Source organism: Paenarthrobacter sp. NPDC090520 (assembly GCF_044769205.1).
Taxonomy (GTDB): Bacteria; Actinomycetota; Actinomycetes; order Actinomycetales; family Micrococcaceae; genus Arthrobacter.
The window spans coordinates 33,347-58,933 of record NZ_JBIVXM010000025.1; the positions used below are offsets into that span (position 1 = coordinate 33,347).

Here is a 25,587-nt window from a genome sequence, read left to right on the forward strand (position 1 = left end):
GGTGTCCCGATAGCATTCAGGCATGAACGCGGCTGCAGTTCCCGAAGCTTCCCCTCCCCCGTCCGAGCTTGCCTCCGGCCCGGCCGCCTCCAAAAAGGGGCAGATCCTCGCCTGGGCGGCCTGGGACTGGGGCTCGGCAGCCTTCAACGCCGTCATGACCACGTTCGTGTTCACCGTCTACTTGACCTCCAATGCGTTCGGCGGAGAAGACACGGCGTCAGCAGCCCTCGGCGCAGCCCTGGCGGTGGCCGGGCTCGCCATCGCCTTGTTGGCACCCGTGACCGGCCAGCGTTCGGACGCCGGCGGGCGCCGGAAACTGTGGCTCGGGGTGAACACCGCTGCCACGGCCGTGCTCACGGCCTTGTGCTTCTTCGTTTTCCCCCAGCCGGGGTTCCTGCTGCTGGGGGTCTGCCTGATCGCTTTGGGCAACGTGTTCTTCGAGTTCGCGGGCGTGAACTACAACGCCATGCTGGCCCAGATCTCCACGCCCCGGAACATCGGCAAGGTCAGCGGCTTCGGGTGGGGCATGGGGTATTTCGGCGGCATCGTGGCGCTGCTCCTGGTCCTTCAGTTGTTTGTCCAACCATCCTTTGAATGGTTTGGCTCATCCACGCAGGACTCCCTGAACATCAGGCTCGTGGCCGTCTTCTCCGCGTTGTGGTTCTTCGTCTTCGCGTTGCCTGTGCTGTTCGCCGTACCCGAACTCCCGGGCAGGAAGGATGCTGCGTCCTTGGGCTTCTTCGCCTCCTACCGCCTGCTGTTCAAGCGCATCGGGGCGATCTACCGGACAAGCCCGCACACCATCTTCTTCCTTCTTTCCAGCGCCATCTTCCGCGATGGTTTGGCCGCGGTGTTCACCTTTGGCGGTGTGATCGCGGCAGGCACGTTCGGCTTCGAGCTCAAGGACGTCATCTTCTTTGCGATCTTCGGAAACGTGGTCGCAGCCGTAGGTGCCATCATCGGCGGCTTCCTCGATGACAGGATCGGTCCCAAGGCAGTGATCGTCATATCGCTGGTGGGCCTGCTCGTTGCAGGAACCGTCATCCTGGTGCTGGGCAACGGCACCTATGTCTTCTTCGGCAACGAGTGGCCCGGAACCAACACTTTCTGGGTGTTCGGGCTCCTGCTCTGCCTGTTCGTGGGCCCGGCCCAGTCCTCCTCGCGCGCCTACCTGGCCAGGCTCGCTCCCAGCGGTGAATCCGGGGAACTGTTTGGCCTTTACGCCACCACCGGACGCGCCGTAAGCTTCCTGGCGCCCAGTCTCTTCACGCTGTGCATCACAATTGCTGCTCCGATTGTTGAAGAAGGTGGAGCCCAACGATGGGGCATCCTCGGGATCATGGTGGTCTTGTTGGCGGGGCTCCTGGTGATCCTGCCGGTCAAGCCGCCCGGCAAGGCCAGGATCGCCGTGGTCCCGGACAACTGAACGCCCGGCTACAGCTGAGCGCGAACGCCGCTTCACGGCGGTTGCAAGAGAGTTAAGGTGTACATATGAACGTGGAAGAGACCGAACTCCCGGGCCTTGGTGTCCGCAAGGATTTCGTCACGGCTTCTGGCCGTCGTATTGGCGTGGTTGAGCACCGCGAGGGCGAAACCGAGCTTTTCGTCTCGACGTGGGACGATCCCGATACGTGCCAGGCCTCCATTCCGCTGACCGCGGATGAAGCGTCCTGCCTGGGCAACCTCCTGAGCGGGCAGCACGTCGCCATGCGCTTGGCCGAGGCACACCGGGAAATCCCCGGCATCGTCACCCGGCAGTTCTCCATCACAGCCGACTCCCCGTTCGTCAACCAACCCATGGGCAAAGCGCAGATCCGCACCCGCAGTGGGGTTTCCATCGTGGCGATCATGCGCGAAGGCGAGGTAGTCCCGTCGCCGGCACCCGACGTCGTCCTTCACCTTGGCGATCTGCTGGTAGCAGTCGGCACGCAGGAAGGTCTTGACTCGGCCGCCGGCATCCTCCGCAACGGCTGACCCGTGGATCCGCTCGCGCTAGCCCTGGTGGAACTGGGCGCCGTCGTCTTCTGCCTGGGCCTGCTGGCCCGTTTGGCTGGCCGGATCGGCATGTCACCCATTCCGCTTTACCTGCTGGGCGGCCTGGCGTTCGGCGCCGGCGGGCTGGTGAAACTGGACGGCATGCACGAATTCGCGCACCTTTCCGGCGAAATCGGCGTGATCCTGCTGCTGTTGATGCTTGGCTTGGAGTACACGGCATCCGAACTTGTCACCGGGCTGAGGCGTTCCTGGCAAGCCGGCGTCCTGGACTTCATCATGAACTTCATCCCGGGTGCGGGCATCGCCGTGCTCCTCGGTTGGGGCTTGGTGGGAGCGATCGTCATGGGCGGCGTGACGTACATTTCTTCGTCCGGCATCGCGGCCAAGGTGATCACGGACCTCGGCCGGATCGGTAACCGCGAAACTCCAGTCATCCTCTCCATCCTGGTCTTCGAGGACCTCGCCATGGCCATCTACCTGCCGATCCTCACCGCGATCCTGGCCGGCGTTGGTTTCCTCGGCGGACTGCAAACCGTGGGGATCGCACTCGCCGTCGTGACGGTCATTCTGGTGATCGCTTTGAAGCACGGCCACCGTGTATCCCAAGCCATCCACAGCGAGAATTCCGAAGTGTTCCTGCTCAACGTCCTGGGCCTGGCGCTCTTGGTGGCCGGCATTGCCTCGGCACTGCAGGTTTCCGCCGCCGTCGGTGCCTTCATGTTGGGCATCGCCATTTCCGGTGCCACGGCCCACAATGCCACCAGGATCCTCGAACCGCTGCGAGACTTGTTCGCGGCGATTTTTTTCGTGGTCTTCGGCCTCAATACGGATCCACGGTCCATTCCTCCGGTCCTCGGCGTGGCACTGCTGCTGGCCGTCCTCACCGCAGCCACCAAGATCCTGACGGGTTTCTGGGCAGCCAAGCGGGCAGGCATCGCCGTACCGGGACGTTTCCGCGCCGGCGCAGCCTTGATCGCACGCGGCGAGTTCTCGATCGTCATCGCCGGCCTGGCCGTCGCTTCCGGGGCTGTACCGCACGAACTCGCGGCCCTCGCCACGGCCTACGTCCTCATCATGGCCGTCATGGGTCCGCTGGCCGCCCGGTTCGTGGAGCCCGTGGTCAAGGCCTTCCGCAAGACTCCCAAAGCCCCGCCGCGCACCCCCGAGCGCACTCCGGCCTAACCCCTGCCCCGCCCGTTGGCCGGCCCCAAAGCCGCGAGAGCCAACCCCCTGGGTGCAGAGTCCTAGATAGCCGTCCGGTGGAAGTTCTGGTGGCTCCGGCTGGCTGTCGGACCACGCTGGCCCTGGTAGCGGTTGCCGTACTCTCCGGAGCCGTACGGGTGTTCCGCGGAGGAGGTCAGCCGGAAGAAGCACAACTGGCCGATCTTCATGCCCGGCCACAGCTTGATGGGCAGCGTGGCCACGTTGGACAACTCCAGGGTCACGTGGCCGGAGAAACCGGGGTCGATGAAACCCGCGGTGGAGTGCGTCAGCAGGCCGAGGCGGCCCAGCGACGACTTGCCCTCGAGGCGTGCAGCGATGTCGTCGGGCAGGCTCACGGTCTCGTACGTAGAGCCGAGCACGAATTCGCCCGGGTGCAGGATGAACGGCTCGTCACCCTCCACCTCCACCAGGCGCGTCAGCTCAGGCTGCTCCTCGGAGGGGTCGATGTGGGCGTACTTGTGGTTGTCGAAGAGCCGGAAGAACCGGTCGATCCGCACGTCCACGGAAGACGGCTGAACCATCGCGGGGTCGTACGGTTCAAGGACAATCCGTTGGGAGTCAATTTCGGCACGAATATCGCGGTCAGAGATCAGCACAGCATCAAAAATACCGCATGCATTGTCCTCGCCGTCCCGTGCGACTATAGTTCCCGGACAGGTTAAGCCGCGCCCGGACTTTGGGGGCATCGAGCATTCGCGGGGTAATTGTGGGGAAATTGGCAGCGCCTGCGGCAATTGTGGTGGCCGGAGTACTGGCACTGGCAGTAGCCGGTTCCAGCCAACTCCTGCCGGCAACAGAGGCGGTTCCTGGCGGCGGCACCACACCGTCCAGCAGCGCACCTTCCGGCCTGAAAGCTCCTGAACCAAGCACGACGGCGGTCGGCTCCCCTTCGGCTGAACCCGCCGCCCCCGGCGGTGAGCCAAACGGCCCCACTGTGACGGACCCAGGTCCCGCTACGGTGCCCGGCTCCGTGCCCACCCGGCCGGTCGCCGTCGAACCGACCATCGAGTCTCCTCCGCCCGTTCCGAACATCGGCCCGTCCTGGGGTCCAGACGTCCCGTCTTCGGAGACCGCCGACCCCGAGGTACCCGGCGCCGAAGATGCAGGCCCGGTACCCACCGATCCCGAGCCGTCACCTGTCCCGACGCCCTCCGCCCCGGCCGCTGGGCCCTCGCCGGAGGTGACGCCGTCGGCCACTGCAACCGCTCCAACGGCGACGCCCGGCCCTGGCACCATCGCTTCGCCTGCTCCAACGGCAACCCCCACCCCGACGCCAACAGCGCCGGCAACAGCGCCCACGGCCACCCCGACGCCGACGCCCACCGGCCCGGTTCCGGCGCCGAACCCAAGCACCAGCCAGGGTCCAAGCGAAACCCCCTTCCCCGGCAAGGCCCCCAGCAGCGATCCCGCCACGGACGATGGTGCCCTGGCTTTGCTGCCGGACAACAACTCAGCCGCCATCCTTACCGTCTTCAACGCCATCAACAGCTACCGGGCGTCCCTTGGCTTGGCCCCGGTGAAGTACCACGCAACCGTGGCCAACCTGGCGCAGGAGTGGTCCAACAACATCGCCAGCCGTGAAGTGATCCAGCACAGGGCCAACTTCTGGACGGACCCTCGCGCCATGAACCCCAACAACGGGGCGGGCGAGGTCATCGCGGTCCGCTGGGACAGGGATGCCGCGCAACTCGTGGAGTGGTGGAAGGGTTCGCCGGGCCACGATGCGCTGCTCAGGGATCCGCGGTTCAACGTGATGGGCATCGGTATCACGTACACGGACGGTAATTGGCAGACCACCCCTAACCGCTACACATTGTGGGGCGTGGTCAACTTCTTCGGCTACACCACGCTGCCGGCCGGAACCACTACCCGCCCTGGTGGAACGGTTACCCCGCCCACGGACCCGGTGGGTGCCTGCGAGCCGGGCGACAAGCACCAACCGCCCACGGTGGACCTGAAATCCGCTTCCATCCGCAGCGCCGCCGACCTCGTATCGGTGGGCGGGGACGGTTCGGTGTACTCGTACCAGTCCCTGGGCAACGCGAAATACGGCGCAGCCCGGAAGATCGCGGCAGGCTTCACGGGGCTCAAGGAGTTGTTCGTCTCGGATTGGGACCGTGACGGCGTCTTCGACTTGATCGCACAGCGAAACGACGGGCAGTTGCTGGTGTACCCAGGCAAGGCCTCTGGTGGCTTCGGTTCGCCGGGGGTACTGGGGCAGGGGTGGCAGTCGCTCACCATTTCCGTGGGCCAGTGGTGCGCCAACAACAGGCTCCCCCAGATTGTTGCCATGGATGGTTCGGGCGGTTTGTGGCTCTATAAGAACTCGGGGCTCTCCTACATCAGGAGCCAGTCAGCCATTGGCACGGGCAACCCGGCTGTGCGCCTGAGCATGGTGGATTACAACGCGGACGGCTTCCAGGACCTGCTCACGGTGGAGGCGAACGGCAATCTCCGCCTGTACCGTGGCAGCGGGCTGGCCACTCCGCGGCAGGAAGCGCGTCCGATCGTCGGTGCGGCGTGGACGGACTACAGCGGCATTCGCGCGCTGCAGGGCGTCGGTGGACCGGGGACCACGGGTGTTGCCGGTTTGGGCACCAACGGCGTGCTTGAGTACTGGGACCTCACTTCAGGACGGCTCACCACACCGGTCACCGTGGGCGGCGGCTGGAGTGGTTTCAAGCTGGCCCAGTAGGGCTCAATCCGGCCTGGTTGCTGTCAGGCCGGACCGGTCGCCAGCCGGCCTGGCCACCCACCAGGCGGCGGGATCCGTCATGCGGCGGATTCGGACTCGATCACCGTCTTGAGCTGCTCCAACTGGGCAACCTCAGCTTCCATGGTCTTCTGGATCATTCCGTTCATCAGCTTCTGCAAGCCTTTGGGGTGGTACTCCAGTGCGAACCTGAGCCGCGTGGTCTTTCCCTCGGTGCTGAGGTAGTAGCCGCCGCTGGGCCTGGCTGGTCCCGCCACCACTTCGAAACGCACTTCCGCGCCCGGGCGGGCTTCGGTGATCTCGAAATCGGCGGCGATGGGCCGGCCACCGGGACCGGTGAGTGTCTGCTGGTACACAGCGCCCTTCTCACCGCGCACGCCGGAACGGAGTTCGATGCTGCGGATTCCGGTGCGCCACAGCGAGTTGTTCATGCCGTCCATGAGGAACTCGAACACGGTCATGGCGTCCCTGCTGATCACCACTTCATGCGCTGCAAATGCCACGGAAACCTCTTTCGGCGTACGGTCGAATGGTCGTAGCCCGGTTCCCCATACACTGCAGCTAACACCTTCAGAATAGTCAGCCGCGCTGGCCCGCGACACACGGCCACACGAGCCTTCACCGAATGGTTACCTGACAGCCGCACGCAAAGCCCGGTAGAGTTCCTGCGGCTGCTATTAATCACTTTGGGGGCGTAATGCAGGCTTTTGACCAACAGACTTTCGCAGGAAAAGTACGACGCCGGATGGCAGCCGGAGCGGCTTTCCTCGCCATCGCCGTGGCCGGGAGTGTCGCCGTCGCCGCGCCGGCGGGTGCAGCGCTACTCGGCGCGACACCGCAGCGCACGGTTCAGGCGGGCACGGTTCAGGCGGGCACGGTTCAGGCGGGCACGGTTCAGGCGGGCACAGTTCAAACAGGCGCAGTTCAAGCAGGCGCCTTTAAGGCGGCCGTCGCCCCGCAGTCCGCTCCGGCGTCGTTATCCGCCCCAACCGCCGTCCCCGCCACGGTCAACCCGCTCCCCAGCGTGGACCCGGTGGGCGATCCCGCCAGCTTCTCGGTGCTGGTCAACAAATCCAGGCCCCTGAATCCTGCCAGTTATGCGCCCGGAGACCTCATCAACGCCCGCGGCTCGGGACAGTTCCTGCGTGCTGAGGCCGCTGCGTGGCTCAACGGCCTGTTCCAGGGCGCCGCGGATGCCGGTACGGGCGGCCTTTCGATCGTGAGCGGCTACCGATCCTACGCCCAGCAGCAGCAGGTGTACGCCTACTACGTCAGCATTTACGGGCAAGCGTACGCAGATACCATCTCCGCCCGGCCCGGCTACAGCGAGCACCAGACCGGCCTGGCCGTGGACGTGGGCAACCAGAACGGTTCCTGCGGGCTGAGCACGTGCTTCGGTGACACGGCGGCCGGCAAGTGGGTGGCCGCGAACGCCCACAAGTACGGCTTCATTGTCAGGTACCCCAACGGCTACACGGGCACTACGGGCTACAGCTACGAGCCGTGGCACCTCCGGTATGTCGGCGTCGCGTTGGCCACGGATATGAACCGGCGCGGCTACCCCACCATGGAGCAGTACTTCGCCGGCAACACGGCGGCCGGCGCGAGCATCAAGTCCGGTGCGGACCTGGTCGCCGCCGACTCCGCCGGAAGGCTCCTGCGCTACCCGGCGACGGCGGTGGGCAACTACGCGGCGCCCGTACAGATTGGTTCGGGCTGGACCGGCCTGAAACAGGGCTTCGTAGTGGACTGGGACATCGATGGCGTCTACGACATCCTTGCCCAGTGGAACAACGGCGTCCTCGGCGTTTACCGCGGACTTCCTGGTGGAGGCTTCGCCGGGCAGGTCGTGGTGGGCAACGGTGGTTGGGACCAGATGACCATCACGGTAGGCAAATGGTCCCACGCGCACCCGCGGCCCAGCGTGGTGGGGTACTTCCCGGACGGCGTGCTGCGCTACTACCCCAATACTTTCGGCGGGGCCGTCAGCGCTCCCCAGATCATCGGCAAGGGCTGGAACGGCATGGAGCTGACCATGGCGGATTGGGAAGGCGACGGCGCCAACGACATCCTGGCCCGCACCGGTTCCGGCAAGCTCATCAACTACCGCGGCGATGGCTGGGCGGGCTTCTACGGGCCGGCCATGACGGTGGGAACGGGCTGGCAGTACATGCGCAACCTGCTCCCCAGCTTCGGCCTGACCGGAGCGGGCACTCGGGGAGTTACCGCCCAGACCATGGAGGGCAACCTCTATAACTACGGGCTGGGCCGCGGCCAGTGGACCACGTACTCCCAGGTGGGCTCGGGGTGGAACAGCCTGAAGCTCTTCAAGTAGCAGCGTGCCTTGTCCTGAACAATCCAGGAACTGCGCTAAGCTGGGATTCGCTTCGGCTCACGCGGAAGCAACGCGGGCGTAGCTCAATGGTAGAGCGCTAGCTTCCCAAGCTCGATACGCGGGTTCGATTCCCGTCGCCCGCTCCAGCAAGACCCTTGGCCATGCGAACACTTCGCACGGCCAAGGGTCTTTTCTTGTGGAGCCCCGAGCCTAAAATCGTAGGTACATCTTCTATCCGGGAGGTCCTCCAATGACTCTCACCGACGATGCTGGGGCGGGTCCGCTCGCCGTCATCCACCGCCTGCTGGAAGCCACGAACAAGCACGATCTTGAAACCCTGGCGGAGTGCTTCTCGCCGGGTTACGTCAATGAAACTCCGGCCCACCCCACCCGGGGGTTCACTGGCCGGGAGACCATCCGCACCAATTGGGAACAGCTCTTCACCGGTGTCCCGGACATCAAGGTCCGGATGGTGTCCCACAGCGTGACCACAGGCCAGGTGTGGACCGAACTGCACATGCAGGGGTCGTGGCGGGACGGCACACCGCACGAGCTGACCGGAGTGGTCATCTTCGGCGTGGAAGAGGGCGCCATCAACAACGCCCGCTTCTACATGGAGCCCGTGGAACATTTGGTCCGCATCGATGACACAGCAGACCGCGTCAGCCACCGGGTCACCCACGGACGTCCCCAGGAGGCTCCCGTCCAGGCGGCTTCGCAGTAACACCGCTTGGACGGGGCGCCGCGGCAGGGCGTCAGGCCGGCTGGGTCCTCGCCACGATGCGCACCACCCGGCGTCGATCGCGCAGGTCCACCTTGAGTTGCAGCGATGATTTGCGGGCCAGTACGACGGCGACAACGGCAGCCGCCGTCGCCGGAACACCGCCGGCGATCAGGATGCCGATCTGGGGTCCGAGGTGTTCGGCAAGCCAGCCCATCACCGGGCCGCCGATCGCCTGCCCACCGATGAGGACCACCAGGTACAGACTCATGACACGGCCCCGGATACTCATGTTGGAACTCGTCTGGACCATCTGGTTCGCCGCTGTCAGGAACATGAGGCACCAGAACCCTGCCAGGACCATTGCCACGCTGAACCAGACCATTGAGGGCATCATCGAAGAGAGCACCAGCATCAGTCCGTACAGTCCTGCCGAAAGGACCACCGACCGCAACTGCAACTGCCTGCGCCGGGTGGACGCCACGGCGCCCGTCAGCGCACCGAGCGCAACCATGGCGTTCAGCAGGCCGTAGCCTCCGGCACCGGCGTCGTACACGTGGTCGGCGAAAGCCGCCAAAAGCACCGGCAGGCTCATGGCGAAAACCGCCACGAAGCCTGCCATCAGCCATGGCCAGTAAATAGTGCGCTTGCTGAGGGCGTACTGCAGGCCCTCACGCAGCATTCCCTTCTTGCGGGGTGTCGGCTGGCTGAGGTGGAGTTGGTCCTTGCGGAGGACCATCAGCATGGTCACCGTTGAGCAGCAGGCCACTGCGTTCGCGGCGAAGGCCCAGCCCGCACCCACGGCAGTGAGCAGCCAGCCGGCCAACGCCGGACCGATCAGGCCGCCCAACTGGAAGGTAGTGGAGTTCACGCTGATGGCGTTGCGCAGGTACGTGGGGCCGACAAGTTCGTTGACGAAGACCTGGCGTGCAGGCTGGTCAAGCACCGTGACGAAGCCCAGGACCAGTGCGATCACGTACACATGCCACACCTGGACCGTGTGGGTGAGGGACAGCGCCGCCAGGGCTGCGGCCAGGACCGCTGCGGCTGACTGGCAGATGATGAGGATTTTCCGCTTGGCGAAGCGGTCGGCCATCATGCCGCCCCAGGGGCCAAGGAACAGCGATGGCATGAACTGCAGGGCCACCGTGATTCCGACAGCGGTGACCGAACCGGACAATTGGAGCACCATCCAGTCCTGCGCGATGCGCTGCATCCAGATGGCGATCACGGCAATGAAGTGGCCGATGGCGAAGATCCTGAAATTCGGGACCTTCAACGAGATGAAGGTGTGCCGCCAGGGCAGCTTTTCGCTGACGACGGCGAGTGGCTGGGTGACGGTGTCCGGCCGGTTTGTGTCCCGCGAGGGACCAGCAGACAGGGAATCGATGACGGGCTGGCTGACGTTTGCCGCTGAAGGCGGTGGGGGTGCCAAAAGTAGTCCTCGGATCGAGAGTTTCGGTGGGATGGACTTAACGCTATGGTTGCCAGCAGCAATTGTGGAAGCGTATCGGGATGATAACTAGGATTGCGAAATGCAATGATGCCTTCTACGCGACGCCGAAATTCCGCCCAATGCCTGAGGAGTTCCGTTGTTTGAACCAGTCCAGCTCCGCTCCTTTTTGGCCGTGGCAGAGACGCTGAGCTTCACCAAGGCCGCCGAGCGCCTGGGCCTTGCCCAACCCACCGTGAGCCAGCACGTCCGCAAGCTCGAGACCGCTGCGAAGCGCATCCTGGTGGCCCGCGATACCCGGGAGGTCCGGCTCACTGACAACGGTGATGCCATGGCCGGATTCGCCCGGAGCATCCTCGCAGCCCACGATTCCGCGGCGCGCTACTTCTCCGGCTCGGCTATGCGCGGCCGCCTTCGCTTCGGCACAGCGGACGATCTCGCCATCACGGGCCTTCCCCGGATCCTGCGCGAATTCCGGCAGCTCTACCCGCAGATCAACCTCGAACTGACCGTCAGCCAAAGCGACCAACTGTACAAGCGGCTCAACGCCGGGCAACTGGACTTGGTCTTCGTGAAGTGGGTGGCCGGAGCCAAGGACGGCACTGTGGTCCGCCACGACAACTTTGCGTGGGTCGGCTTGGAACAGACTGTTCTAGAGCCGGGCGCACCCGTGCCGCTCATCGCGTACCCCGCGCCGAGCCTGAGCCGGAAACTGGCCATCGATGCGCTGGAAGCCGCGGGCCGGACCTGGCGGATCACGTGCAGTACCAAGCAGATCAGCGGAGTGCTCGCAGCCGTCCGCGCAGGCATCGGCGTCGCCGTCATGCCCGCGTCCTTGGTGCCGGAAGACCTCAAGGTGATCACTCAGCGTTTCGACCTGCCGCCGGTTGGAGACGTTGACTTCACACTGATCCGAAACCCGCTGGCGAACGCCGAAGTCATCGATGCCCTTACGCAGGCAATTATGGGCAGGACGCTGAACAAGTCCACGTAGCGTTCGAATGTGTGCGGATGGACTCCAAGACTGTTCGGGTAAGCGCATTCCCGGTATCCTGAACCAATGATCGACCTCACCTTGCTGGCGGACCTCACGCCCGGTATTTGTTCTGTCACCCTCCGGGCCAAGGGCATCGATGAGGTGGTCAGTATCGCCTCGGAGGCCGGACTCGCCGGGATCGAATGGGGCACGGATGTGCATGTCAGCGATGCTGCCTCTGCCGCCCATGCCAAGGCGGTCACCGAAGAAGCGGGCCTCATGGTCTTGTCCTTGGGTTCGTACTACCGGGCGGGATCCTTTGGAGACTTTGCACGGGATCTGGACCTCGCTTCCGCGTTGGGCGCCCCGCGCATCCGGATCTGGGCCGGCGAACTCGGCTCAGCGGAAGCCAATGAAGAGCACTGGGACGCGGTGGTCCGCGACACGCGCCGCATCGCGGACCTCGCCGAGGAGCGAGGTATTGCCATTGCCTTCGAGTACCACGGCAACACCCTCACCGACTCCCCCGCCACAACGCTGCGCCTCCTGGAGCGCGTCGGCCATGGCAACGTCGGCACCTACTGGCAGCCCGCCGTCGGGCTTTCCGACCAGCAGGCGCTGGAGTCACTGCACCAGGTCCTGCCGCATGTGGTTGGCGTCCACTGCTTCTCGTGGGGGCCGCAAGCCGAACGCCATCCGTTGCGCACGCGGAAGCTGCTGTGGCAGACGGTGTCCGATGTGCTCCGCGGCAACGGCAAGGACCTGGACATCATGATGGAATTCGTCGCGGACGACCTCCCCGGGAATGTCCTCAGCGACGCCGAGTTCCTGCACGGCATCACGCTGGGCGAGGACTAGCCCCCACCGTGAGTCTGAACGAGGCTTGGGCGAGGGCCTAGACGTACCACGATGGACACTGGCCTTGCACGAGGATCACGCGGTGAGCAGCCTTCACCCAATCACCGACATCCAGGGATCTGTACGTTGAGACCCTGTGAATAGCATCGATGACCTCTGTAATGTTCTGCGAAAAGATGGGCTCATGGTGTGCAACGCGATTCCGTATGCCCCTGACAACACCCACGTCCCTTGCAAGCCCTCGTGCAGCAGCCGACGTTCCTGCCCCTGTGGGCACATTGGGGAAGACCGTTGTTAGTAATGGGTTCCAAATCGCCACGTCATAGCGGCGGGAAAGCATCTGCTCCCAGAAAACGAACTGGAGTTCTGGAATAACTTTGCCGGTTGTTGGGTACCAGGAGGCCTTTTGCTGGACATCCTTACGAGGTTCATATCGCCCGTGCTTCAGGGGGACGCTGTACAGAAAACGGCTGTCCCAAGGCCACCGTTCACGGTACGTCAGGGTCAGGGCCTCATGGATCGCGTTGCGAAGAACGACCTCAAACAAGTGCATTGGCAACAGCAGGGCCGAAGCCAGCTCGGCATTCCATTCGTACAGCTTGATGGCGTCGTCGTGGCCGGCGCCCCTTCGCTGGGCCGCCCGGTCAAATGCCGTCAGCCGCGCCGGCGTGATGGCCCTGCGAATCTCGGTGTACTGCATTTGACCGGCCCGCTCCATCTCGGTATTGTCGTGGATACATGCTTCGGGTTTTGAGGGCGCAAGCCTACGCTCGGAGATAAATGAGATTGGGAAAATGCCACTCCGTCGGAGTGGCATTTTTCATGCTAGCCGCCGTTCTCGCGTTGCAGCAATCACAGCGTCTTCGCTTGTGGAAACCCCCAGATTCAGGGCACGCCGACCTCGTTGCAGCTGCGAGGACTAAGCCCACATCCCGGACAGCCACGCGGCGCACAGGCCCGGCCACTGCTCTGCTCCGGGAGTCCCTTGCGCCAACCCAATGCCGTGCACACCGTGTGGGAAGACGTGCAGCTCAACCGGAATCCCGGCGCCCGCGAGCGCGCCTGCGTAAGTAAGGCTATGGCTGACCGGGACCGCTTCGTCGTCAGCGGTGTGCCACAGGAAAGCGGGCGGTGTGCAACCGTCCACCTGCCGCTCCAGCGACAACCCACCCAGGAGTTCCGGCGCCGCGCCCTCCCCGGCCAGGTTGTCCACCGAGCCCTGGTGCACCGAATCCACGAACGAGACCACGGGATAGCAGAGGACGCTCAAATCCGGCCTTGCGCCAGGTTGGTCCAGCCACGGATCGCCGGTGCGCAGCCCCACGGACAAGGACCCCGCCAGATGCCCACCGGCAGAGAAACCCAGCACACCCACCCTGGAAGGATCCACCGCCAGTCCATGGGTCCCGTTCCGGATCCAGAGCATGGCCTCCTTGGCATGGGCCAGGGGCTCCGGATGGCGATGCGGCGCCACCTTGTAACGCAACACGAATGCGTGGATCCCCAAGGAGCAAGCCACTCAGCCACAGGTTCGGCTTCGTGATCGGCCTGCCGCGCATAGCCTCCGCCGGGCAACACCAGCATCGCGGGTGCTGGCTCCCGTGAAGGTCCGACGGCGGGAACCACCGTCAGCCCGGAAGGCACCACAAGCGCCGGTTCGGCGGGCGCCGATGCGCCGGCCGCTGAAGCCGCCGTGCCGCCGTCGTGAATTGCTTGGTCCATGGACGGCTACGCGGGGTTGTCAGCCGGCAGTTCGGTGCTCCGGCGAAGCTTGACGGAACCATTGACCGAGCCGCCTTCCCCCCCGCCCGCAGCGAGCCGCCCAATATCCTCCAGCGGCAAGTAGACCGTGGACAGCGCGGGCCGGAAATCGCGCAGGGTTTCAATGTCATCGAAGCCGGCTATCGTCGCATCGCGCGGGATCCAGACGCCCTCCGAACGCAGCGCCGCCGTGACGCCGATGGCCATGACGTCGTTCACTGCGAAGATGCAGAGTCGGTCCTTGGACCCTTGGATGCGCTCGGCGAGGGCCAAGCCGGCGTCATAGCCTCCGGAACGGTTGAAGCCGGTGCGGATGACTTCGGCAGCGGTCCGACCGGAATCAGCGAGACCGCGCTGGAAGCCGCGAACGCGATCGTCGGAAGTAAACAGACCGTCGGGGCCCGCCACGATCAGGAACTCCCCCTCATGGGAAGCCGCCAATTCGCGCGCAAGGCCTGAGGCCAGTTCCTCGTTGGGGACCGCAACCACGTGGTAACCCTCCGCAGTGGTGGCACCGACGATCGAATGACCCACTACTCCCACGTGACCGCCGTTGCGGCAATAGCGGTCGAGTTCCGCTGCCAGTTCAACGTTGCCCTGCTGGTCTTCCGGGCGGGCCGAGCGCGAACCGGCGATGACGATGGAGTCGGCACGGCGTGCAGCGAAGGCGGCAACGGCCTCCCTCTCGTCAGATGGCGATCCTGATGTGCTGGCCAGCAGCACCATGCGGTGCTGCTCACGCGCGGCTTCCTGGACTCCGCGGGCAATGGCCGAAAAGTAGGGATCGGCGATGTCGTGCACAATCAAGCCAATCAGGCCGGAGCTGGATTTAGCGAGAGCCTGCGCCTGGGCGTTGGGAACGTAGCCGAGCTTGTCCGCGGCTTCACGGACGCGCTCGGCGATGCCTTCGGCCGGCTTCCGGGATGAGCCGTTGAGGACCCGCGAGGCGGTGGCAAGGGAAACCCCTGCCAAACGGGCAACTTCACTGAGTGTGCTGGCGGCCACGGGGACCCTCCTTGTCTGCAAGCGTCGGGGCTGGCGCTAACGAAATTATGTCAGGATTCATCCAATTTTGGGAAAGCGCTTGCCAATCTAAGCAGGCATAGTGCATCATCGAAGCAATGGGAATGCGCTTTCCCGCACAGTATTCGCACTGATTTCCCGCTCCGCCGCGGGCAACACACCAAAGCACTGGAGAGAACATGGGCTTCGAAACAAAGACGATCCGCATCGCCATGAACGGCATCACCGGCCGCATGGGCTACCGCCAGCACCTGCTGCGGTCCATCCTGCCCATCCGCGACGCCGGCGGCTTCACCCTTGAAGACGGCACCAAGGTCCAGGTTGAACCGATCCTGGTGGGCCGCAACGAAGCCAAGATCCGTGAACTCGCCGAGCTCCACAAGGTCTCCGAATGGACCACTGACCTGGACGCCGTGATCAACGACCCCACTGTCGATATCGTCTTCGACGCCTCCATGACCAGCCTCCGCGCAGCCACCCTCAAGAAGGCCATGCGCGCCGGCAAGCACATCTTCACCGAGAAGCCCACGGCTGAAACCCTCGAAGAAGCCATCGAACTGGCCCAGATCGGCAAGGAAGCCGGCGTCACGGCAGGCGTCGTGCATGACAAGCTGTACCTCCCCGGCCTGGTCAAGCTCCGCCGCCTCGTGGACGAAGGCTTCTTCGGCCGCATCCTGTCCATCCGCGGCGAATTTGGCTACTGGGTCTTCGAAGGCGACGTCCAGGCTGCCCAGCGTCCGTCCTGGAACTACCGCAAGGAAGACGGCGGCGGAATGACCACGGACATGTTCTGCCACTGGAACTACGTGCTCGAGGGCATCATCGGCAAGGTTAAGAGCGTCAACGCCAAGACCGCCACGCACATCCCCGCACGCTGGGACGAGGCCGGCAAGGAATACAAGGCCACCGCAGACGACGCCTCCTACGGCATCTTCGAACTCGAAACCCCGGGCGGCGATGACGTCATCGGCCAGATCAACTCCTCCTGGGCCGTCCGTGTCTACCGCGACGAACTGGTCGAGTTCCAGATCGACGGTACGCACGGTTCCGCCGTCGCCGGCTTGAACAAGTGCGTTGCGCAGCAGCGCGCCCACACCCCGAAGCCGGTTTGGAACCCGGACCTGCCCGTCACCGAGTCCTTCCGCAGCCAGTGGCAGGAAGTCCCGGCCAACGCGGAGCTGGACAACGGCTTCAAGCTGCAGTGGGAAGAATTCCTGCGCGACGTCGTTGCCGGCCGCGAGCACCGCTTCGGCCTGCTCTCCGCAGCCCGCGGCGTCCAGCTGGCCGAGCTCGGCCTCCAGTCCTCGGCCGAGCGCCGCACCATCGACATCCCGGAGATCACCCTCTAATGACGTCACTCATCCTTCCCACCGACGACGGCGGAACCCGTGAGTACCGCCTCAAGCCCGCCACCTCGTGGGCCAAGCCGAGTGCTCCGCTGACGGCCCGCCGCGCGTACGCCGCGGCCCACGTCATCCCGGAAGTCGCTGCGGACAACACTCCCGGCGCACCGGCACAGCTGGATTGGGACGCCACCTTGGCCTACCGCCACGAGCTCTGGTCCTACGGCCTGGGCGTTGCCGACGCCATGGACACCGCCCAGCGCGGCATGGGCCTGGACTGGGCAGCGACCCAGCAGCTCATCAAGCGCACGGGCGCCGAGGCTGCTTCCGTCGTAGCTGCAGGCAACGCCGCCATCGCCGGTAAGTCCGTCCAGGACCTCGTTTCATGCGGCGCCGGAACTGACCAGTTGGACATCGCAGCCCTCCCTGACGGCGCAGCCGGCATCCAGGCCGTGATTGACGCCTACCGGGAGCAGATCGCCGTCGTGAGCGAAGCCGGCCCCAAGGTGATCCTGATGGCCTCACGTGCCCTCGCCAAGGTGGCTTCCGGGGCTGACGACTACCTGCACGTCTACTCCACCCTCCTGCAGGAAGTGGACCAGCCTGTCATCCTTCACTGGCTGGGCACCATGTTCGATCCCGCGCTGGCGGGGTACTGGGGCTCGGACGATGTGTCGGTGGCCACCGAGACCTTCCTCAGCCTGATCCGCGAACACGCGGACAAGGTGGATGGCGTCAAGGTTTCGCTGCTGGACGCCTCGCACGAGGTCGCCTTGCGCGCCAACCTCCCGGAAGGCGTCCGCCTCTACACCGGCGACGATTTCAACTACCCGGAACTGATCGACGGCGACGCGACCCACCACTCGGACGCCCTGCTGGGCATCTTCGCGGCCATCTACCCTGCCGCTTCGGTCGCCTTGCAGAAGTACGACGCCGGCAACGGCACCGAGGCGCGTGCCATCCTGGACTCCACCCGCGAGCTGGGCAAGCACATCTTCAGCGCACCGACGTTCTACTACAAGACCGGTATCGCGTTCCTGTCCTGGCTCAACGGCAAACAGCCCGGCTTTCAAATGGTGGGCGGGCTGCACTCCGGCCGTTCCGTCCTGCACCTGGCCAAGACCTTCGAGCTGGCAGACCAGGCAGGCCTGCTGAAGGATCCGTCGCTGGCGGCCTTCCGGATGTCCGACTACCTGCGGATCAACGGGGTGGGCGCATGAGCGCGGACTTCTCCCGGCTGTCGGACTTTTCCAGGCTGTCATTGAACAGCGCAACCACCAAGAAGTGGACGCTGGCCGAAGCCGTGGATGGTTGCGCCCGCGCCGGCATCCCTGCCATCGGCCCGTGGCGCGACCGCGTGGCCGAAGCCGGACTGGACAAAGCCGCCAAGCTGATCAAGGACGCCGGACTCCGCGTCTCCTCCTTGTGCCGTGGCGGGTTCCTGACGGCAGCTGACGCCGAGGGACAAGCTGCGGCGTTGGCGGACAACTTCGAGGCCGTCCGTGAAGCTGTCGCCTTGGACACCCAGGAGCTGTTCCTGGTGGTGGGCGGGCTTGCTCCGGGCGAAAAGGACGTGGTGGCTGCACGACAACGCGTAGCTGACCGCCTCGAGGAACTGGTCCCGTTCGCTTCGGAGAACGGTGTCCGCTTGGTCCTCGAGCCGCTGCACCCGATGTATGCGGCAGACCGCGCTCTGATCTCCACGCTCGGCCAGGCCTTGGATCTCGCCGCGCCGTATGACGCGAAGGCCGTCGGCGTCGCCGTCGACACCTTCCACGTGTGGTGGGATCCGGAGCTGAAGGCCCAGATCGAACGCGCCGGCCGGGAGGGCCGCATCGCCTCCTACCAGGTGTGCGACTTCAACCTGCCGATCGCGGCGGACGCGCTGCTCTCCCGCGGCATGATGGGCGACGGCGTCATCGACTTCGCGACCATCGGAACCTGGGTGAGGGACGCCGGATACACGGGCGACATCGAGGTTGAAATCTTCAACCAGGAGATCTGGGACGCGGACGGGGACTCGGTCCTGGAAACCATGAAGCAGCGCTACGCGGAGCTCGTCCTCCCGTACGCCTGAAACGTGTGATCCGTTCGGCTGGGAATCCCGGACGGATCACATCCAAACCAGCGGGTCCCTGCCAAGGTCACGGCAGGGGCCCGCTTTTCCATTCGTGGGGTGTGCGGCTACGGCCCACATTGGCTTCAGCATTCGGCGGCACGCCGCATCCAACGGGCGACTGGGGGTCTCTGGGTGGGAAAGGAGGTGGTGACGGCACACCGCTCCCCGGCGACGCAGGAGCCTCAGCGGGAAAGCAGGCCGTCCCAACCCCATGTGGGGATGCGCAGTCCGGCAGGGACATCGCGTGCCGAGTCCGGGTAGGCAGCCATGGAATGTGCGGTGGCCCAGGCGAAGTAGTCATGGAGCACAGTGCGCAGCTCGCCGGTACTGACTCCTACGTCGTCCAGGGCCCCATCGAAGCAAGCGATCGCCTTGGCGTCCATGTCCTGGTGCTCGCCGTTCCCGCTGTGCATCCTGACCACCAACGACTCGTCGCCGTAGTGCTCCGAATAGGAAGGCGGTCCGCCCAGCGCCTCGGCCCAGTAGGCGGCGAGTCGCTTAGTGTGCTCGGGGTGGACGCCGTGGCGGAACGCATGCCCCACCACCTCATCGGATTGCACTCTCTCGTGCCACGCATTGGCCAAGGAGATGAAGAAATCCTCCCCGCCGGCCGCTTCAAATACCGTCTGCATGCTGCCAACCATGGCACGAGCGTCGCCGTCCCGGAAGAAGCCGCTCCTTATGCTTTCCGCTCATTCTCATCACTGTGGCTCTCGCGGAGTTCGATGCCGCGCTGGATATCTTCTTCCTCCTGCTTCTGGGCCTTATCGCTCCGTTTCGTGTCGCGGGGCGGCAGTTGCAGGCTCTTTTCGGCTTCGATGCCGGCCTGCAGTTGGCGGCCCCTTTCCATCTCGGCGTCGAACTCGGCGCCGAACAGCAGGGACATGTTGAGGATCCAGAGCCAGAGCAGCATGATGATCACGCCGGCCAGCGCCCCATAGGTCTTGTTGTAGTTGCTGAAGTTGGCCACATAGAAGCCGAAGCCAAGGGATGCGAGGGCAAAGATCACCAAGGCGATCAAGGAACCCAGGCTCATCCAGCGGAATTTGGGCTGCTTCACGTTGGGGGTGAAGTAGTAGAGCACGGCGATGATGACCACTACCAGCGCGATAAGCACAGGCCACTTTGCGATGTTCCATACTGTGAGGAAGGCTCCGGACATGCCGATGGCGCCGCCCACAGCTTCTGCTACCGGACCGCTCAGGACCAACATCGCAGCGGCCAGGCCGGCGCCCAGCACTGCCACGACCGTGACTGCGAGCATGGTTCCCCGCAGCTTGATGAAACCGCGTCCTTCATCCACCTCGTAAACCCGGTTCATGGCTCTTCCGAAGGCCGTGGTGTACCCCGAAGCGGACCACAAGCCCACAACGATGCCGAAGACCAGGACCAACCCTGCGGAGTTGGACCTGGTCAGGTCTTCGATTGGCTGCCGCATCGCGTCCACACCAGGCCCGGGGGCAAACTTTTGGACGATATCCAGGAGGGCGGAAGTCGTCTTGCCCGCGTCACCGAAGATGCCCAGAAGCGATACCAACGCGAGCAGTGCCGGGAAGAGGGAAAGGACGGCATAGTAGGTCAGCCCGGCGGCGGCATCCGGACACTGGTCTTTGTTGAACTCTCGCAAAGTGCGTTTGAGGATGTACATCCACGTGGGTTTGACCAGGTCATCGGGACTATCGGGCTTGCGGGAATCATCAGGGGCAGGAGCCGTTGCGGCCTTGGCGGTGCTGGTGTGTGCTGATTTGTCTGTACTCATGAGGCACCTGTTCGTGGGGATCGAAAACGCGAACACCTGACCCATCAATACTAAGCATACTGATGATTATTCGGGAAGCCTCACGTGGCCAGCTTTCCCGCAAGGATCAATTCAAGAGGCGATTCGATGACAGAACGGATCACTTGGCCCGCCGCACCCAGGAGGGTGCCGGAGTGTTTCAAACCCGAGACGCGAAGGTCCGCCGACTGCAGCAAACCCGGAGCATGTCGGTTCAGCCCCTCCAGCACCGCCGGCTGGAGCCAGTCGCCCAACTCCGCGAAGTGACCGCCCAGGACAACGGCTTCAAGGTCCATCAGCCTGGCCGACGAGGCGAGCGCTACGCCCAAGTAACGCCCGGCGTCGTGAACCGCCTTGCTGGCCTTGGGCTCCTTGGACACCAGCGCTGCCACCAGTCCCGCCATCCGCTCCGACAGGGATCCCTCCGGAATCCGCGCTGCCTGAAAGATGGCTTCCTGCCCGGCGAAGGTTTCCAGGCACCCCGCGCCACCGCACGAGCACGCCGGGCCGTCGGGATGCACCACGACGTGACCCAGCTCACCGGCAGAACCACCCGGCCCCATGAACAGTTCCGAGCCGATGATCACGCCACCACCCACACCGACTTCGCCCGAGACGTACAGGAAGTCGGCCTGCCCACCGCCGCCGTACCAAAGCTCCCCCAGCGCGGCACTGTTGGCCTCATTGGAGAGCCGGACTCCCAGCGGCGCACCCTCCAGCAGGGCGCCCGGGTCCAGGTATTCCTGCTCCCAATGGAGATTGGGAGCAGATATGACCAGGTTGTTGCGCTCGTCAACCAACCCGGGGACCGCAAGTCCTCCGCCCAGGATCTCGACACCCTCCTTGGTGGCAGCTGCCGCAGCTTCCGCCGCGAGCGCACCCAGCCTGGCCATGACAGCATCCGGCGCGAGTCCCCTGTTATGCGATTCGACCATTGAGGTAAATCGAAGCGCTCCGCCGAGGTCCACCAAGCCAACAGCCAGATAGTCCACGTTGATTTCCATGCCGACCACGCCGCGGCGGGTGTTCAGTTCCAGGCCCTGGGCGGGACGGCCACGTTCTCCATCCCGGTACAGGCCCACCTCGGAAACCAGGCCCGAATACACAAGGTCCGCAACGAGGCTGGAAACGGCAGCCTTGGTGAGTCCCGTACCGGCAGCCAATTGCGCCCTGCTGGGCTTGGCATCTCCGGTCTTCGCGATCGAGTCGAGGACCAGGGATAGATTACGACGGCGGACATCGCCAACGCGGCCCGGCGCGGCTTGCTCATTCACTGACATGGACCATCCTCGCGGCTTGGAAGATTTTCTTGCTGCTTTCCATTGACCATGATCCATTATGGCCCATATAGTTCAGATTGAAAACTAATTGAGGTGCTTCCCTTCCGCGCCTCAGGACGCACTTTGCAAAGGAGCAGGAATGACCCCGCAGCCCACCCCACAGGACCGTTTCACCTTCGGCCTCTGGACCGTCGGATGGACCGGCGCGGATCCCTTCGGTGTTGCGACCCGCGCCGCCCTCGACCCGGTGGAAGCCGTACACAAGTTGAGTGAGCTCGGCGCCTACGGCATGACATTCCATGACAATGACCTGGTTCCCTTCGACGCCTCCGCTTCGGAGCGGGACCTGATCCTGAAGAACTTCAAGGCAGCGCTTGCCGAAACGGGACTCAAGGTCCCCATGGTCACCACCAATCTGTTCAGCCACCCTGTTTTCAAGGACGGCGGCTTCACCTCCAACGATCGCTCCATCCGCCGCTTCGCCTTGAGCAAGGTGCTCCGGAACATCGATCTGGCGGCCGAGCTTGGCGCCGACACGTTCGTTATGTGGGGCGGCCGGGAAGGCAGCGAGTACGACGGTTCCAAGGACCTCTCCGCGGCATTGGACCGCATGAAGGAAGGCGTGGACACCGCTGCCGGCTACATCAAGGAGAAGGGCTATGGCCTGCGCATCGCGCTGGAACCAAAGCCGAACGAACCCCGTGGTGACATCTTCCTTCCCACCGTGGGCCACGGCCTCGCATTCATTGCGCAACTGGAGCATGGCGACATCGTGGGCCTGAACCCGGAGACGGGCCACGAGCAGATGGCCGGTTTGAACTTCACCCATGGCATCGCCCAGGCACTGTGGGCGGGCAAGCTTTTCCACATCGACCTCAACGGCCAGCGCGGCATCAAATACGACCAAGACCTGGTGTTCGGTCATGGCGACCTCACCAGCGCTTTCTTCACCGTGGACCTCCTGGAGAACGGATTCCCGAGCGGTGGGCCCACGTACGACGGTCCCCGCCACTTCGACTACAAGCCCTCGCGCACTGATGGCTACGACGGCGTCTGGGAATCGGCCAAGGCGAACATGGCCATGTACCTGCTCCTCAAGGAACGCGCCCTCGCTTTCCGCGCCGATCCCGAAGTCCAGGAAGCGCTGGCCACCTCGGGCGTGTTCGAGCTCGGCGAGACCACCCTGGCAGCGGGTGAAACCACCGCAGACCTGCTTGCCGACTCCAGTGCATTCGAGAGCTTCGACGCCGATAAGGCCGCCGAGCGCTCGTTCGCATTCGTCCGGCTCAACCAACTGGCCATCGAGCACCTCCTCGGCGCCCGCTAAACCAACCCCACAGCAGCCCGCCGCCGGGTCCGGACATTATGTGCCGGACCCGGCGGCTGCACCCCAAAGGAAAGTTCCATGCCCCTTGTCGCCGGGATCGACAGCTCCACCCAGTCCTGCAAGGTAGTCATCCGTGACTCGGAAACGGGCGCCTTGGTACGCCAGGGACGCGCCTCCCACCCCCTTGGCACGGAGGTGCATCCGGACCAATGGTGGACAGCACTGCAGGAAGCGATTGCGCAGGCCGGCGGACTGGAAGACGTCGAGGCCTTGGCTGTTGGCGGACAACAGCACGGCATGGTGTGCCTCGACGAGTCCGGGGACGTGGTGCGGCCGGCCCTGCTGTGGAACGACACACGTTCGGCGCGTGATGCCGAGGAACTGATCACAGAGGCCGGCGAAGGAGATGCTCCGACGGGCGCAGCACACTGGGCCTCGCTCACGGGAACGGTGCCAGTGGCGTCGCTCACGGCCACCAAGCTTCGCTGGCTCGCCCGGAACGAGCCCGCAAACGCCCGACGCGTTGCGGCTGTCTGCCTGCCACATGACTGGTTGTCCTGGCGGCTGGCAGGCCACGGACCCGGGACCGGCCCAGCGTCTTTGGACCAGCTGCGCACTGATCGCTCCGATGCCTCGGGTACCGGGTACTACGCGGCGGAACAGGGCACATACCTGCCAGAGGTACTTAAGAGCACCCTCGGCCACGTACCCGTGCTGCCCGTTGTGGCGGGCCCCTTGGAGGCGGCCGGGAAGACGCCGGCGGGGGCCTTGATAGGACCCGGCGCGGGAGACAACGCCGCAGCAGGACTGGGCGTCAGCGCCGCCGTCGGGGATGTTGTTGTATCAATCGGAACGTCGGGAACGGTCTTCGCTGTCTCAGCGACTCCAGCAAAGGATGACAGCGGGCTGGTGGCCGGCTTCGCCGATGCCACCGGACACTACCTGCCGCTGGCGTGCACGCTTAACGCCACACGGATTTTCGACGCCACCGCCGCGTTGCTTGGGGTCAGCCTTTCCGAGCTGGGTTCCCTGGCGCTCAGCGCACCCGAGGGAGCCGAGGGCCTGACCCTCGTCCCCTACTTCGAAGGCGAACGGACGCCCAACCTTCCCGACGCCACCGGATCCCTCCACGGAATCACGGTCTCCAACTACACCCCCGCTAACGTGGCACGAGCCGCCGTCGAGGGCGTGGTTTGTTCCCTCGCCGACGGCTTGGCGGCTCTGCAGGCGCAAGGCGTGGAGGCGCGGCGGATCATCCTGGTGGGCGGAGGCGCCCACTCGGAAGCAGTCCAACAGGTGGCCGCAGCCGCCTTTGGCGTGCCGGTGTTCGTCCCCGAACCCGGAGAGTACGTAGCGGACGGCGCCGCACGGCAGGCAGCAGGTGTACTCACCGGCTCCCTGCCCGAGTGGCGCCTTGAGGGAATCAACCTGGCCGCCCCCACCCCAGGAGCGGTCCCTGGGTTCCTTTCCAGGTATCGCCGCTACGCCGCGAAAGCAGCCATCGGCTGATCTCCGGCACCGGTGCTCTATCGTGTCAGGGTGAGCACCGAACATTCCGCCCCCAACCGTCCTCCCGTCATGGAAGACGTTGCGCGCGTGGCCGGCGTGTCCCACCAGACCGTGTCCCGCGTGCTGAACAACCATCCGAACGTCAGCGCGAAGACCCGGGAACGCGTGGAGCAGGCAATCACCGAGCTCGGGTATCGCCGCAACACCGCGGCCCGAAGCCTGGTGACCCGCAGGTCCCAGACGATCGGCGTGCTCGGCAGTGAGCTTGCCCAGTACGGTCCATCGCACACGCTCCTGGGCCTCCAGCAGGCTGCCCGTGATGCTGGCTACTTTGTCAGCGTCGCCGGGCTGCGGGACGTCACGCCGGAGAGCATCAGGGACGCCATTGCGCACTTCATGGACCAAGGTGTCGACGGCATCGTGGTGACGGTACCGCACCCCGGAACCTTCGAGGTCCTTAAAGGCATCACCACCCACATACCGCTGGTGGCCGTCGGGGCCATCGGAGACAAACAACTGAGCGGCGCGACGGTGGACCAGCGCGAAGGATCCCGGCTGGTGGTGGAGCACCTCACCAAACTTGGCCATGAACGCATAGGGCATTTGTCCGGGCCGTCGGGTTGGATCGACGCCGCGGCACGCATCGACGGTTGGCGGGACGCTGTTGCCGACGCCGGTTTGGACCCTTCGGTGTTGATCGAGGGCGATTGGAGCGCTGAATGCGGCTATCGCGAAGGGTTGAAGATCGCGGCCGAGCGATCCGTGACGGCGTTGTTTGTGGCCAACGACCAAATGGCCCTGGGCGTTCTTAGGGCCTTCCATGAGGCGGGGGTTCAGGTTCCCGGGGACATCAGCATCGTGGGCTTTGACGATCAACCGGAGTCGGCGTACTTCATCCCGCCACTGACCACCGTGGCCCAGGACTTTGAGGAATTGGGGCAGCGCTGCATTGGACTGCTCCTGGACCGCCTCGAAACGGGCGAACCCGGCGCGCCGGTCACGGTCAAGCCCCGCATGGTCATCCGCGACACCACGGCCGCCCCACCCATGTAAGTCGCAGTAGGAGCCGTTTTGAGCTCTTCGAATCATGCGGTGATCGCAACACCTGATTATTGAAGGGTGTCGATTGCCGTGGTGAAGTTCTCGAATCGTTTGGTTTCTGAGGTTGTTCAG

General features: G+C 64.7%; 23 protein-coding genes, 1 tRNA gene and 1 pseudogene. 16 read left to right on the plus strand and 9 right to left on the minus strand.

Annotation, left to right across the window (positions count from 1 at the left end; translation table 11 throughout):
• The first annotated feature begins 22 nt into the window (after positions 1–22).
• The 3 genes from ACIQTZ_RS21335 to ACIQTZ_RS21345 all read left to right on the plus strand — a co-directional run bounded on the left by ACIQTZ_RS21335 (position 23) and on the right by ACIQTZ_RS21345 (position 3,177).
• Positions 23–1,426: an MFS transporter gene (locus tag ACIQTZ_RS21335; RefSeq protein WP_402983801.1), complete on the plus strand. Its 1,404-nt coding sequence runs from the start codon at positions 23–25 to the stop codon at positions 1,424–1,426.
• A gap of 65 nt (positions 1,427–1,491) precedes the next feature.
• Positions 1,492–1,974 (plus strand): cation:proton antiporter regulatory subunit, encoded by a 483-nt coding sequence (locus ACIQTZ_RS21340; RefSeq protein WP_397325723.1) that lies wholly within the window; start codon positions 1,492–1,494, stop codon positions 1,972–1,974.
• 3 nt (positions 1,975–1,977) lie between these two features.
• A complete protein-coding gene (locus ACIQTZ_RS21345) occupies positions 1,978–3,177 on the plus strand; it encodes a cation:proton antiporter (protein ID WP_402945036.1) in 1,200 nt (399 codons plus the stop codon).
• Between the two features lie 62 nt (positions 3,178–3,239).
• Here the strand turns inward: ACIQTZ_RS21345 and dcd are convergent, their stop codons facing one another.
• The gene (dcd, locus tag ACIQTZ_RS21350; RefSeq protein ID WP_397325725.1) at positions 3,240–3,815 is read right to left on the minus strand and encodes a dCTP deaminase; all 576 of its coding nucleotides are present in this window, start codon (positions 3,813–3,815) and stop codon (positions 3,240–3,242) included.
• A gap of 119 nt (positions 3,816–3,934) precedes the next feature.
• On the opposite strand from dcd, the gene ACIQTZ_RS21355 reads away from it, so the two are divergent.
• Positions 3,935–5,914, plus strand: coding sequence for a CAP domain-containing protein (locus ACIQTZ_RS21355; RefSeq protein WP_402983805.1), 1,980 nt, complete (start codon positions 3,935–3,937; stop codon positions 5,912–5,914).
• A gap of 77 nt (positions 5,915–5,991) precedes the next feature.
• Here ACIQTZ_RS21355 and ACIQTZ_RS21360 read toward each other — a convergent pair whose 3' ends face one another.
• On the minus strand, positions 5,992–6,435 hold the full coding sequence (locus tag ACIQTZ_RS21360; protein ID WP_400337060.1) for an SRPBCC family protein: 444 nt from the start codon (positions 6,433–6,435) through the stop codon (positions 5,992–5,994).
• Between the two features lie 309 nt (positions 6,436–6,744).
• Between ACIQTZ_RS21360 and ACIQTZ_RS21365 the strand changes: the two genes are divergently transcribed.
• From ACIQTZ_RS21365 to ACIQTZ_RS21380, 4 genes are all read left to right on the plus strand, one after another.
• Positions 6,745–7,017, plus strand: coding sequence for a pentapeptide repeat-containing protein (locus ACIQTZ_RS21365; RefSeq protein ID WP_402983834.1), 273 nt, complete (start codon positions 6,745–6,747; stop codon positions 7,015–7,017).
• Positions 6,990–8,267, plus strand: coding sequence for a D-alanyl-D-alanine carboxypeptidase family protein (locus tag ACIQTZ_RS21370; protein ID WP_402983837.1), 1,278 nt, complete (start codon positions 6,990–6,992; stop codon positions 8,265–8,267). Before ACIQTZ_RS21365 ends, ACIQTZ_RS21370 begins: the two co-directional genes overlap by 28 nt.
• Before the next feature lie 72 nt (positions 8,268–8,339).
• Positions 8,340–8,413, plus strand: a tRNA-Gly gene (locus ACIQTZ_RS21375).
• 104 nt (positions 8,414–8,517) lie between these two features.
• Positions 8,518–8,991: a nuclear transport factor 2 family protein gene (locus ACIQTZ_RS21380; protein ID WP_400337064.1), complete on the plus strand. Its 474-nt coding sequence runs from the start codon at positions 8,518–8,520 to the stop codon at positions 8,989–8,991.
• 31 nt (positions 8,992–9,022) lie between these two features.
• On the opposite strand, the gene ACIQTZ_RS21385 is transcribed toward ACIQTZ_RS21380, so the two are convergent.
• On the minus strand, positions 9,023–10,423 hold the full coding sequence (locus tag ACIQTZ_RS21385) for an MFS transporter (protein ID WP_402983808.1): 1,401 nt from the start codon (positions 10,421–10,423) through the stop codon (positions 9,023–9,025).
• Between the two features lie 157 nt (positions 10,424–10,580).
• Here ACIQTZ_RS21385 and ACIQTZ_RS21390 point away from each other — a divergent pair, with 157 nt between their 5' ends.
• Both ACIQTZ_RS21390 and ACIQTZ_RS21395 read left to right on the plus strand, forming a co-directional pair.
• Entirely contained in the window at positions 10,581–11,435 is an 855-nt protein-coding gene (locus ACIQTZ_RS21390; protein WP_387438184.1) for a LysR substrate-binding domain-containing protein, read from the plus strand.
• A 66-nt stretch (positions 11,436–11,501) separates the two neighbouring features.
• Complete coding sequence (locus tag ACIQTZ_RS21395) at positions 11,502–12,275, plus strand: sugar phosphate isomerase/epimerase family protein (protein WP_402983811.1); 774 nt, start codon at positions 11,502–11,504, stop codon at positions 12,273–12,275.
• Between the two features lie 37 nt (positions 12,276–12,312).
• On the opposite strand, the gene ACIQTZ_RS21400 is transcribed toward ACIQTZ_RS21395, so the two are convergent.
• From ACIQTZ_RS21400 to ACIQTZ_RS21410, 3 genes and pseudogenes are all read right to left on the minus strand, one after another.
• Entirely contained in the window at positions 12,313–12,975 is a 663-nt protein-coding gene (locus ACIQTZ_RS21400) for a hypothetical protein (RefSeq protein WP_402983813.1), read from the minus strand.
• A 219-nt stretch (positions 12,976–13,194) separates the two neighbouring features.
• Positions 13,195–13,922: pseudogene (locus ACIQTZ_RS21405) on the minus strand (alpha/beta hydrolase).
• An 81-nt stretch (positions 13,923–14,003) separates the two neighbouring features.
• On the minus strand, positions 14,004–15,041 hold the full coding sequence (locus ACIQTZ_RS21410; RefSeq protein WP_402945015.1) for a LacI family DNA-binding transcriptional regulator: 1,038 nt from the start codon (positions 15,039–15,041) through the stop codon (positions 14,004–14,006).
• Positions 15,042–15,238: 197 nt separating this feature from the next.
• Between ACIQTZ_RS21410 and ACIQTZ_RS21415 the strand changes: the two genes are divergently transcribed.
• The 3 genes from ACIQTZ_RS21415 to ACIQTZ_RS21425 are packed head-to-tail and all read left to right on the plus strand — an operon-like array spanning position 15,239 to position 18,479.
• Positions 15,239–16,408 (plus strand): Gfo/Idh/MocA family protein, encoded by a 1,170-nt coding sequence (locus ACIQTZ_RS21415; protein WP_397325734.1) that lies wholly within the window; start codon positions 15,239–15,241, stop codon positions 16,406–16,408.
• Positions 16,408–17,622, plus strand: a complete 1,215-nt coding sequence (locus ACIQTZ_RS21420) for a dihydrodipicolinate synthase family protein (protein ID WP_402983816.1) — start codon at positions 16,408–16,410, stop codon at positions 17,620–17,622. Before ACIQTZ_RS21415 ends, ACIQTZ_RS21420 begins: the two co-directional genes overlap by 1 nt.
• Positions 17,619–18,479, plus strand: a complete 861-nt coding sequence (locus ACIQTZ_RS21425) for a sugar phosphate isomerase/epimerase family protein (protein WP_402983819.1) — start codon at positions 17,619–17,621, stop codon at positions 18,477–18,479. Before ACIQTZ_RS21420 ends, ACIQTZ_RS21425 begins: the two co-directional genes overlap by 4 nt.
• Positions 18,480–18,703: 224 nt before the next feature.
• On the opposite strand, the gene ACIQTZ_RS21430 is transcribed toward ACIQTZ_RS21425, so the two are convergent.
• From ACIQTZ_RS21430 to ACIQTZ_RS21440, 3 genes are all read right to left on the minus strand, one after another.
• Positions 18,704–19,153: an oxidoreductase gene (locus ACIQTZ_RS21430; protein ID WP_402983822.1), complete on the minus strand. Its 450-nt coding sequence runs from the start codon at positions 19,151–19,153 to the stop codon at positions 18,704–18,706.
• Between the two features lie 47 nt (positions 19,154–19,200).
• The gene (locus ACIQTZ_RS21435) at positions 19,201–20,280 is read right to left on the minus strand and encodes a YihY/virulence factor BrkB family protein (RefSeq protein ID WP_402944999.1); all 1,080 of its coding nucleotides are present in this window, start codon (positions 20,278–20,280) and stop codon (positions 19,201–19,203) included.
• Between the two features lie 80 nt (positions 20,281–20,360).
• Entirely contained in the window at positions 20,361–21,578 is a 1,218-nt protein-coding gene (locus ACIQTZ_RS21440) for an ROK family protein (RefSeq protein ID WP_402983825.1), read from the minus strand.
• A 139-nt stretch (positions 21,579–21,717) separates the two neighbouring features.
• Here ACIQTZ_RS21440 and xylA point away from each other — a divergent pair, with 139 nt between their 5' ends.
• From xylA to ACIQTZ_RS21455, 3 genes are all read left to right on the plus strand, one after another.
• The gene (xylA, locus tag ACIQTZ_RS21445; RefSeq protein WP_402983828.1) at positions 21,718–22,905 is read left to right on the plus strand and encodes a xylose isomerase; all 1,188 of its coding nucleotides are present in this window, start codon (positions 21,718–21,720) and stop codon (positions 22,903–22,905) included.
• Positions 22,906–22,983: 78 nt separating this feature from the next.
• A complete protein-coding gene (locus ACIQTZ_RS21450) occupies positions 22,984–24,414 on the plus strand; it encodes a xylulokinase (RefSeq protein ID WP_402983831.1) in 1,431 nt (476 codons plus the stop codon).
• Positions 24,415–24,483: 69 nt separating this feature from the next.
• Positions 24,484–25,467: a LacI family DNA-binding transcriptional regulator gene (locus ACIQTZ_RS21455; protein ID WP_402983840.1), complete on the plus strand. Its 984-nt coding sequence runs from the start codon at positions 24,484–24,486 to the stop codon at positions 25,465–25,467.
• The last annotated feature ends 120 nt before the right edge of the window (positions 25,468–25,587 follow it).

Bases quoted from the DNA above. Each gene is read 5' to 3' on its own strand.
- ACIQTZ_RS21380 (WP_400337064.1), top strand. From the start codon at position 8,518: ATGACTCTCACCGACGATGCTGGGGCGGGTCCGCTCGCCGTCATCCAC.
- ACIQTZ_RS21400 (WP_402983813.1), bottom strand. From the start codon at position 12,975: ATGCAGTACACCGAGATTCGCAGGGCCATCACGCCGGCGCGGCTGACG.
- ACIQTZ_RS21435 (WP_402944999.1), bottom strand. From the start codon at position 20,280: ATGAGTACAGACAAATCAGCACACACCAGCACCGCCAAGGCCGCAACG.
- ACIQTZ_RS21440 (WP_402983825.1), bottom strand. From the start codon at position 21,578: ATGTCAGTGAATGAGCAAGCCGCGCCGGGCCGCGTTGGCGATGTCCGC.
- ACIQTZ_RS21335 (WP_402983801.1), top strand. From the start codon at position 23: ATGAACGCGGCTGCAGTTCCCGAAGCTTCCCCTCCCCCGTCCGAGCTT.
- ACIQTZ_RS21430 (WP_402983822.1), bottom strand. From the start codon at position 19,153: ATGCAGACGGTATTTGAAGCGGCCGGCGGGGAGGATTTCTTCATCTCC.
- ACIQTZ_RS21395 (WP_402983811.1), top strand. From the start codon at position 11,502: ATGATCGACCTCACCTTGCTGGCGGACCTCACGCCCGGTATTTGTTCT.
- ACIQTZ_RS21425 (WP_402983819.1), top strand. From the start codon at position 17,619: ATGAGCGCGGACTTCTCCCGGCTGTCGGACTTTTCCAGGCTGTCATTG.
- ACIQTZ_RS21340 (WP_397325723.1), top strand. From the start codon at position 1,492: ATGAACGTGGAAGAGACCGAACTCCCGGGCCTTGGTGTCCGCAAGGAT.
- ACIQTZ_RS21420 (WP_402983816.1), top strand. From the start codon at position 16,408: ATGACGTCACTCATCCTTCCCACCGACGACGGCGGAACCCGTGAGTAC.
- ACIQTZ_RS21455 (WP_402983840.1), top strand. From the start codon at position 24,484: ATGGAAGACGTTGCGCGCGTGGCCGGCGTGTCCCACCAGACCGTGTCC.
- ACIQTZ_RS21415 (WP_397325734.1), top strand. From the start codon at position 15,239: ATGGGCTTCGAAACAAAGACGATCCGCATCGCCATGAACGGCATCACC.
- ACIQTZ_RS21450 (WP_402983831.1), top strand. From the start codon at position 22,984: ATGCCCCTTGTCGCCGGGATCGACAGCTCCACCCAGTCCTGCAAGGTA.
- xylA (WP_402983828.1), top strand. From the start codon at position 21,718: ATGACCCCGCAGCCCACCCCACAGGACCGTTTCACCTTCGGCCTCTGG.